The following is an 8,364-nucleotide window of genomic DNA, read 5'->3' on the forward strand; positions in this document are numbered from 1 at the left end:
ACGACCGCCGGCCGATGCCCTACGTCGACGCCGGCGGCAACGCCCGCATCGCGTTCCTGTCCGACCGCGACGGCACCTTCAACCTCTGGTCGGTCAAGGCCGACGGCTCCGACCCGCGCCAGCACACCCGCCTCAAGGGATGGGACATCCGCCATGCGAGCCTGGACGGCGCGCAGGCGGTCTTCGCCGTCGGCGCGGACCTCTACCGCCTCGACCTGAACGGCAGCGCCGCCGAGCAGAAGCTGTCCATCGCCCTGGGCGGCGACTTCGACCAGCAGCGCAAGCGCTGGGTCAGCCGCCCGCAGGACTTCCTGACCGCGGTCTCGCTGTCGCCCAATGGCGAGCAGGTCGTGCTGACCGCGCGCGGCCGCCTGGCCACGCAAGGCGTCGGCCCGCTGCGCCGCGCCGAACTGCCGGTGCCCGCTAGCCTCGGCGACGCCGGCCGCTGCCGCGACACCGCCTTCAGCAGCGACAGCCGCGACGTCTTCGCGCTGTGCGACTACAGCGGCGAACTCGAGATCTGGCGCCTGGCCGCCAACGGCGCCGGCCAGCCGCGGCAGGTCACCGAAGGCGCCACCGCGATGCGCCGCAGCCTGTCGCCCTCGCCCGACGGCCGCTGGATCGCCCACACCGACAAGGAAGGCCGCCTCTTCCTCACCGACCTCAAGAACCCCAGCCGCGCCGCCGCGACCCGCGAGGTCGACCACGACACGCTCGGCGACGGCGCGGCGTCGCTGTCCTGGTCCGCCGACGGCAAGGTGCTGGCCTTCGTCCGCGCCACCAGCAACCCCTATCGCGAGCAGCTGATGCTGCTGACCGTCGCCGACGGCAAGGTCCACCAGCTCGGCAGCGACCGCTACGCCGCGACCGCGCCAGCCTTCAGCCCCGATGGCCAGTGGCTCTACTTCCTGTCGCGCCGCAGCTTCGACGTGACCGGCAACCCCGGCCCCTGGGGCGACCGCAACATGGGCCCGTTCTTCGACAAGGGCTGGAAGGTCTATGCGCTGGCGCTGCAGCCGGGCCTGCGCTTCCCGTTCGCGCAGCCGGATGAACTCCAGGGCCTGAAGGCCAAGGAGGAGGCCGAGGTCCGCGAGCAGGAGAAGGACAAGCCCGACAACAAGGAATCGAAGCAGAAGGTCGACCAGGCCAAGGCCGCCGCGGTGAAGGAAGAGAAGCCCGCGGCCAAGGGCAAGCCCGAGATCCAGATCCCCGGCCTGTCGCTGCGCCTGTTCGAGGTGCCCATCGCCGCCGGCAACTACAGCGGCCTGGCCGTGGACTCCAAGCGCCTGTACCTGCACGAGGGCACCACGCTGCGCCAGCTGCCGATCGGTCCCGGCGAAACCAAGGTCGAGACCTTCGCCGAACAGGTCGGCGCCTTCGACCTGAGCGCCGACGGCAAGAAGCTGCTGATCCGCCGCCCCGCGGCGCCGGGCGCCGCGCCGGAGATCCTGATCGTCGACGCCGGACCGAAGATCCCCGGCGACCTGGACAAGTCGCGCGTGCGCTGGACCGACTGGCAGATCGCCGTCGATCCCAAGGCCGAATGGCGCCAGATGTTCAATGACGCCTGGCGCATGCAGCGCGACTTCTTCTACGACAAGGACATGCACGGCGTGGACTGGACCGCGATGCGCGCCAAGTACGCGCCGCTGGTGGAACGCGTCACCGAGCGCAGCGAGCTGGCCGAGGTCATGGCGCAGATGGTGGGCGAGCTCAGCCTGCTGCACAGCCAGGTGGCGCCGGGCGAGCTGCGCAAGGGCGCCGAGGAACCCGGTTTCGCCGGCCTGGGCGCGCAACTCGAGCGCGACGCCAAGGGCTGGAAGATCGCCCGCATCTTCAGTGGCGATCCGGAACTGCCGGCCGACGCCGGCCCGCTGGCCGCGCCGGGGCTGAACATCCCGGTGGGCAGCGTGATCACGCAGATCAACGGCCGCGACGCGACCCAGGCCCCCGATCCCAGCGAACTGATGCGCGGCCAGGCCGGCAAGCAGGTGCTGCTGCAGGTGCGCGAGCCCTCCGGCAAGGAACGCCCGGTCGTCGTCACGCCGGTCGACCTGCGCCGCGAAGGCCAGCTGCGCGTCAACGACTGGCGCTACGGCCGCGCCCGGATCGTCGACACCGCCAGCAACGGCAAGATCGGCTACCTGCACCTGCGCGCGATGACCCGCGACGACATCAGCGACTTCGCCCGCGAGTTCTACGCGCAGAGCGAGCGCGAGGGGCTCATCATCGACGTCCGCCACAACAACGGCGGCAACATCGACAGCTGGATCCTGCAGACGCTGCTGCGCCGCGCCTGGGCCTTCTGGCAACCGCGCTCGCCTTACGGCAGCAAGCCCTATCCCAACATGCAGCAGGTGTTCCGCGGCAAGGTCGTCGTGCTGGCCAACGAGGAAACCTACTCCGACGGCGAAACCTTCTCCGAAGGCTTCAAGCGCCTGGGCCTGGGACCGGTCATCGGCAAGACGACCTCGGGCGCCGGGGTGTGGCTGTCCGACCAGAACCGGCTGATGGACAACGGGCTGATGCGCGCCGCGGAGAACGGGCAGATCACCGTCGACGGCCAGTTCCTCGTCGAGGGCAAGGGCGTGACGCCCGACATCGAGGTCGACAACCCGCCGCGCGCGACCGCCAATGGGCAGGATGCGCAGCTGGATGCGGCGATCGCCTGGCTCAAGGACGCGATCGCGAAAGATCCCGTCAAGATGCCGAAGCCGGGGCCTTATCTGCGGCCGATCAAGCAGTGAGCGCTGCGGGGCTCCGGCGCTGCGCGACTGCGCGTCAGCCAGCGCGGCCCATCACAGGGTAGGAGGCCTCGCGTCCGCGAACCTCCCACCCTGTTCCGGGCCCGGGGACACTCGCTGACTGCAAGCAGAACGGGAGGCCTCGGCCTCCCGTTTTGCATGCGTGATGCGGGGGTTGGGACGGGACGGGTCAGGTCAGCGTCACGCGCGCGAACTGCCGCTTGCCAACCTGCAGCACCATCGTGCCGGCCTCGACCTTCAGGGCCTTGTCGCTGATGGTGACGCCATCGATCTTGACGCCACCCTGCTCGATCTTGCGGTTGCCCTCGCCGTTGGACGGCACCAGGTTGGCCGCCTTCAGCAGCGCGGCAATGCCCATCGGCGCGCCGCTCAGCGTCAGCTCGGGGATGTCGTCCGGAATGCCGCCGCGGGCCCGGTTGTTGAAGTCCGCCTCCGCGTCCTCCGCGGCCTGCGCGCTGTGGAAACGCGCGGTGATCTCCTTGGCGAGCATCACCTTCGCCTCCTTCGGGTTGCGGCCGCCCTCGATCTCGCGCTTCAGCGCCGCGATCTCCTCGATCGACTTGAAGCTCAGCAGGTCGAACCACTTCCACATCTGCAGGTCGCTGATCGACAGGATCTTGGCGAACATGCTGTTGGCCGGCTCGGTGATGCCCACGTAGTTGTTCTTGGACTTGGACATCTTCTCGACGCCGTCCAGGCCCTCCAGCAGCGGCATGGTCAGGATGCACTGCGGCTCCTGGCCATACTCGGCCTGCAGGTGCCGGCCCATCAGCAGGTTGAACTTCTGGTCGGTGCCGCCCAGTTCCAGGTCGGCCTTCAGCGCCACCGAGTCGTAACCCTGCATCAGCGGGTAGAGGAATTCATGCACCGAGATCGGCGTGCCGGCCGCGTAGCGCTTGGTGAAGTCGTCGCGCTCCATCATGCGGGCCACCGTGTACTTGGCCGCCAGCTGGATCAGGCCGCGCGCGCCCAGCGGGTCGGACCACTCGCTGTTGTAGCGGATCTCGGTGCGCGCCGGATCCAGCACCAGGCTGGCCTGCTTGTAATAGGTCTCGGCGTTGTGCTTGATCTGCTCCGGCGTCAGCGGCGGGCGCGTGGCGTTGCGGCCCGACGGGTCGCCGATCATCGAGGTGAAGTCACCGATCAGGAAGATCACCTGGTGCCCCAGGTCCTGCAGCTGGCGCATCTTGTTCAGCACCACCGTGTGGCCGACGTGGATGTCCGGCGCCGTCGGGTCCAGGCCCAGCTTGATCCGCAGCGGCTGGCCGGTGGCCTCGGAACGGGCCAGCTTCTTCAGCCATTCGTCCTGCGGCAGCAGTTCCTCGCAGCCCCGCAGCGATTGCTGCATCGCATGACGGACCCGGTCGGTGATCGGAAATTCAGCGGCCGGCGAGGACTGGGTTCGAATGTCAGACATGGCACTTCGGAGCCCGCACGGGCTTACGTAAAGTCTTGATTTATCGGGTTTTCTAGCACTTGCAACCCGGGCGCGCCGGTATACTGCCGGCTGTTTTTGCGGGGCGCCAGGAGGGCAAATCTCATGCCCGATGGGACGCTGCAACGCAAGACGGCGATTCTAGTGGACGCTCCCCGCAGCATCAGGACGCCCCCGGCGTCCTTCGCTGGCCGGCACGTCGAATCGCCGGCCCGGGCCCTCCGGGTCACGCCCTGCGGCGTGGCGACGGGCGGCACTCCTCAGGCTCCAGAAAGAAGGTCTTCGGCGCGTGATGAATTGGACTGACGAATGGCAGCGCGTGCAGCGCACGCTCGCTCGCGCCGAATCCTTCGCGGCCAAGCACCCGCGCACCCTGACCGGCACCGTCGTCGGTGTCCTGAGCTGCTTCGCGGTGACCGCCTTCGGCGTCGCCCCGATGGCCCCTGACGCAGCGGACCTGCCGCAGCGCATCGTTTCCGAATCCATCCCGCTGCAGTCGCTGGACGAGCAACTGGCCGAACTGGCCGCGTTCGATCCCGGCCTGTCCCGCAGCGACATCACCCGCGCCGCCGACACCGCCGACTCGCTGCTCAAGCGCATGGGCGCGGCCGACGTCGCCGCCGCCGCCTTCCTGCGCAGCGACGAGACCGCCAAAAAGCTGCTGACCGGCCGCGTCGGCAAGCGCGTGCAGGTCGTCGCGACCGCCAGTGGCGAAGTGCAATCGCTCGTCGCCCGCTACGCCGCCGAGGCCAGCGAGCAGCAGGACACCCACTTCACCCGCCTCAGCATCACCCGCGAGGGCGACAAGTTCGTCTCGAAGCTGGAGACCGTGCCGTTCGAGACCCAGACCCGCCTGGGCAGCGGCTCGATCCAGTCCTCGCTGTTCGCCGCGACCGACGAGGCCAACGTGCCCGACGCGATCGCCACCCAGCTGGCGGACATGTTCTCCGGCGACATCGACTTCCACCGCGAACTGCGCAAGGGCGACCGCTTCTCGCTGGTCTACGAAACCCTGACCGCCGACGGCGAGCCCATCACCTGGGGCAACCGCGCCGGCCGCCTGCTGGCCGCGGAGTTCGTCAACAACGGCAAGAGCTACCAGTCGGTGCTGTTCCGGGATCCGGCCAGCGGCAAAAGCAACTACTACGGCTTCGACGGCGAGAGCAAGCGCCGCTCGTTCCTGGCGAGCCCGATGGAGTTCTCCCGCGTGACCTCCGGTTTCGCGATGCGCTTCCATCCGATCCTGCAGACCTGGCGCCAGCATCAGGGCATCGATTACGGCGCTCCCACCGGCACCCCGGTGCGCAGCGTCGGCGACGGCAATGTCGAGTTCGCCGGCTGGCAGAACGGCTTCGGCAACGTGGTGCAGCTCAAGCACAGCGGCAACCGCATGACGGTCTACGCGCACCTGAGCCGCATCGACGTCAAGAAGGGCCAGAAGGTCGACCAGGGCCAGAAGATCGGCGCCGTCGGCTCGACCGGCTGGGCCACCGGCCCGCACCTGCACTTCGAGTTCCGCGTGAACGGCAAGCAGCAGGATCCGCGCGTGATCGCGCGCTCGTCGGAAGCCGTCACGCTGCCCGCGACCGCCAAGGCCGCGTTCAAGGCCCAGGTCGCCAGCGCCAAGATCGCGCTCGACGCGGCCTCGTCCATCCACGAGGGCGTCGTCGGCGAATAAGCCGGCGGTCGCTCGCGACCTCCGCGGCGATGACGATGACCGGCGCCGAGCTCTACATCGGACTGATGTCCGGCACCTCGCTGGACGGCGTGGACGTGGTGCTGGTGAGCGCCGAGGCCGACGGCAGCGTCCAAGCCCTCGCCCATGAATACCAGCCCTTCGGCGCCGAATTGCGCGCCGAACTGCTGGCGCTGAACAGCCCCGGCGACAACGAACTGCAACGCGCCGCCCTCGCCGGCAATGCCGTCGCTCGCGCCTATGCGCAGGTGTGCCGCGCGCTGCTGAATGCGCAGCGTCGGGTCCCGCAGGACATTCGCGCGCTCGGCGCGCATGGCCAGACCGTCCGGCATCGCCCCGGCGAATTCGACGGCACCGGCTTCACCCTGCAGGTGCTGAATGCGTCATTGCTGGCCGAGCTCACCGGCATCGCCGTGGTCCACGACCTGCGCAGCCGGGACCTGGCCGTCGGCGGCCAGGGCGCGCCGCTGGTGCCGGCCTTCCACCGTGCAGCATTGGCCCAGCCGGGTGAGGACGTCGTCGTGCTGAACGTCGGCGGCATCAGCAATGTCAGCCTGCTGTGGGCCGACGGTCGCAGTGGCGGGTTCGATTGCGGTCCCGGCAACTGCCTGATGGACGGCTGGATCCATCGGGATCAAGGCGCGAGCTATGACGCGGGCGGCCAATGGGCGGCCCAGGGACAGGTGCATGCCGGACTGCTCGCCGCGCTGCTCGCGGAGCCCTACTTCCGTCAGGCGCCACCACGCAGCACGGGACGGGACCTTTTCCACCTCGGATGGTTGGATGAACGCATCGCGGCGCATGCGCCGCAGGTCTCCGCAGTGGACGTGCAGGCCACGCTGCTCGAGTTGAGCGCGCGCTGCGTGACCGACAGCCTGGCGGCTCACGCCCCGGGCGCTTGGCGCGAATTGCTGGTCTGCGGCGGCGGCGCATTCAACGATGCGCTGCTTGCACGGCTGCGTGCGCTGCTGCCCAGCATGAAGGTGACCACCACCGATCGTCGCGGCCTGCCGCCGATGCAGGTCGAAGGCGCCGCGTTCGCCTGGCTGGCGATGCGCCATGTGCGCGGGCTCCCGGGCAACCTGCCCGCCGCGACCGGCGGCACCGGACTCCGCGTCCTGGGCAGCTACACCCCGGCGTGAGCCAGAAACGACAAGACCGCCCGAAGGCGGTCTTGGTCATGGCGCCCGACACGTGTCGGGGCAGTCGGGTCGTGCCGGCCGATCAGACCGAGAAGCTCGAACCGCAACCGCAGGTCGTCTGCGCGTTCGGGTTCTTGATCACGAACTGGGCGCCTTGCAGATCTTCCTTGTAGTCGATCTCGGCGCCGACCAGGTATTGCAGGCTCATCGCGTCGATCAACAGCGTCACGCCGTTCTTGGCCATCTGCGTGTCGTCGTCGTTGACGGCCTCGTCGAAGGTGAAGCCGTACTGGAAGCCGGAGCAGCCGCCGCCCTGGACGAACACCCGCAGCTTCAGGTCGGGGTTGCCTTCTTCCAGCACCAGTTCGCGCACCTTTTCAGCCGCGCTGTCGGTGAAGACCAGCGGAGCCGGCATGTCGCCCATGCCGGTGGTTTGGGTTTCGAGGACTGCGCTCATCGTGGATCCTGTTGTGTCGGAGGAATGGCGGGAATTATCTCAAAGCACCCGCCGCATGGGCAGGCACTTGGGGATAGCCCCTTCGGCGGGAGGTGCAGCCCACCGGATAAAAAAACAAGGCCGCTGAAAACAGCGGCCTTGTTCTGGAGCTTGCGTCGCTGACGAAATCCCAACCCGGATTCCACCAGCGAACGGAAGTCGATCAGCGCTTGCTGAACTGCTTCCGGCGACGGGCGCCGTGCAGACCGACCTTCTTACGCTCGACTTCACGCGCGTCACGCGTGACGAAGCCGGCGCGGCTCAGTTCGGGCTTCAGGGCCGCGTCGTAGTCGATCAGCGCGCGGGTGATGCCCAGACGGACAGCACCGGCCTGGCCGGACTCGCCGCCGCCGTGCACGTTGATCTTGATGTCGAAGGCCTCGCCATTGTTCGTCAGCAGCAGGGGCTGGCGCGAAATCATGATCGAGGTCTGACGGCCGAAGTACTGCTCGATCGAGCGGCCGTTCACCGTGATTTGGCCGGTGCCCTTCTTGATGAAGACACGCGCCACCGACGACTTGCGACGGCCGGTACCGTAGTTCCAGTTTCCGATCATCACGGCTCCTTAGATTTCCAGCGCCTTGGGCTGCTGGGCGGTGTGCGGATGCGTGTCGCCCGCGTACACCTTCAGCTTCTTGATCATCGCGTAGCCCAGCGGACCCTTGGGCAGCATGCCCTTGACGGCCTTCTCCAGGGCGCGGCCCGGATGCTTGGCTTGCATGTCCTTGAACTTGGTGGCGTAGATGCCGCCCGGGAAGCCCGAGTGACGGTAATACACCTTGTCCGTGGCCTTGTTGCCGGTGACACGCAGCTTCTCGGCGTTGATGATG

General features: G+C 68.3%; 7 protein-coding genes. 3 read left to right on the forward strand and 4 right to left on the reverse strand.

What is annotated here, in order from left to right; all coding sequences use genetic code 11:
• Positions 1-2,747, forward strand: a 2,747-nt coding sequence (locus FUT87_RS14150; RefSeq protein ID WP_147241425.1) for a S41 family peptidase, incomplete at its 5' end; no start/stop codon positions are given.
• A gap of 187 nt (positions 2,748-2,934) precedes the next feature.
• Here FUT87_RS14150 and tyrS read toward each other — a convergent pair.
• Positions 2,935-4,113, reverse strand: a complete 1,179-nt coding sequence (tyrS, locus tag FUT87_RS14155) for a tyrosine--tRNA ligase (protein ID WP_404932665.1) — start codon at positions 4,111-4,113, stop codon at positions 2,935-2,937.
• A 379-nt stretch (positions 4,114-4,492) separates the two neighbouring features.
• Here tyrS and FUT87_RS14160 point away from each other — a divergent pair, with 379 nt between their 5' ends.
• Both FUT87_RS14160 and FUT87_RS14165 read left to right on the forward strand, forming a co-directional pair.
• Positions 4,493-5,878 (forward strand): M23 family metallopeptidase, encoded by a 1,386-nt coding sequence (locus FUT87_RS14160; RefSeq protein ID WP_091727345.1) that lies wholly within the window; start codon positions 4,493-4,495, stop codon positions 5,876-5,878.
• Between the two features lie 29 nt (positions 5,879-5,907).
• Positions 5,908-7,038: an anhydro-N-acetylmuramic acid kinase gene (locus FUT87_RS14165; RefSeq protein ID WP_147241426.1), complete on the forward strand. Its 1,131-nt coding sequence runs from the start codon at positions 5,908-5,910 to the stop codon at positions 7,036-7,038.
• Positions 7,039-7,120: 82 nt separating this feature from the next.
• Here FUT87_RS14165 and erpA read toward each other — a convergent pair whose 3' ends face one another.
• From erpA to rplM, 3 genes are all read right to left on the reverse strand, one after another.
• Positions 7,121-7,495 (reverse strand): iron-sulfur cluster insertion protein ErpA, encoded by a 375-nt coding sequence (gene erpA / locus FUT87_RS14170; protein WP_091727353.1) that lies wholly within the window; start codon positions 7,493-7,495, stop codon positions 7,121-7,123.
• Between the two features lie 202 nt (positions 7,496-7,697).
• Positions 7,698-8,090, reverse strand: a complete 393-nt coding sequence (rpsI, locus tag FUT87_RS14175) for a 30S ribosomal protein S9 (RefSeq protein WP_091727356.1) — start codon at positions 8,088-8,090, stop codon at positions 7,698-7,700.
• 9 nt (positions 8,091-8,099) lie between these two features.
• On the reverse strand, positions 8,100-8,364 hold a 265-nt coding region (rplM, locus tag FUT87_RS14180), incomplete at its 5' end, for a 50S ribosomal protein L13 (protein WP_147241427.1).

Source organism: Mitsuaria sp. TWR114, from assembly GCF_007997345.1.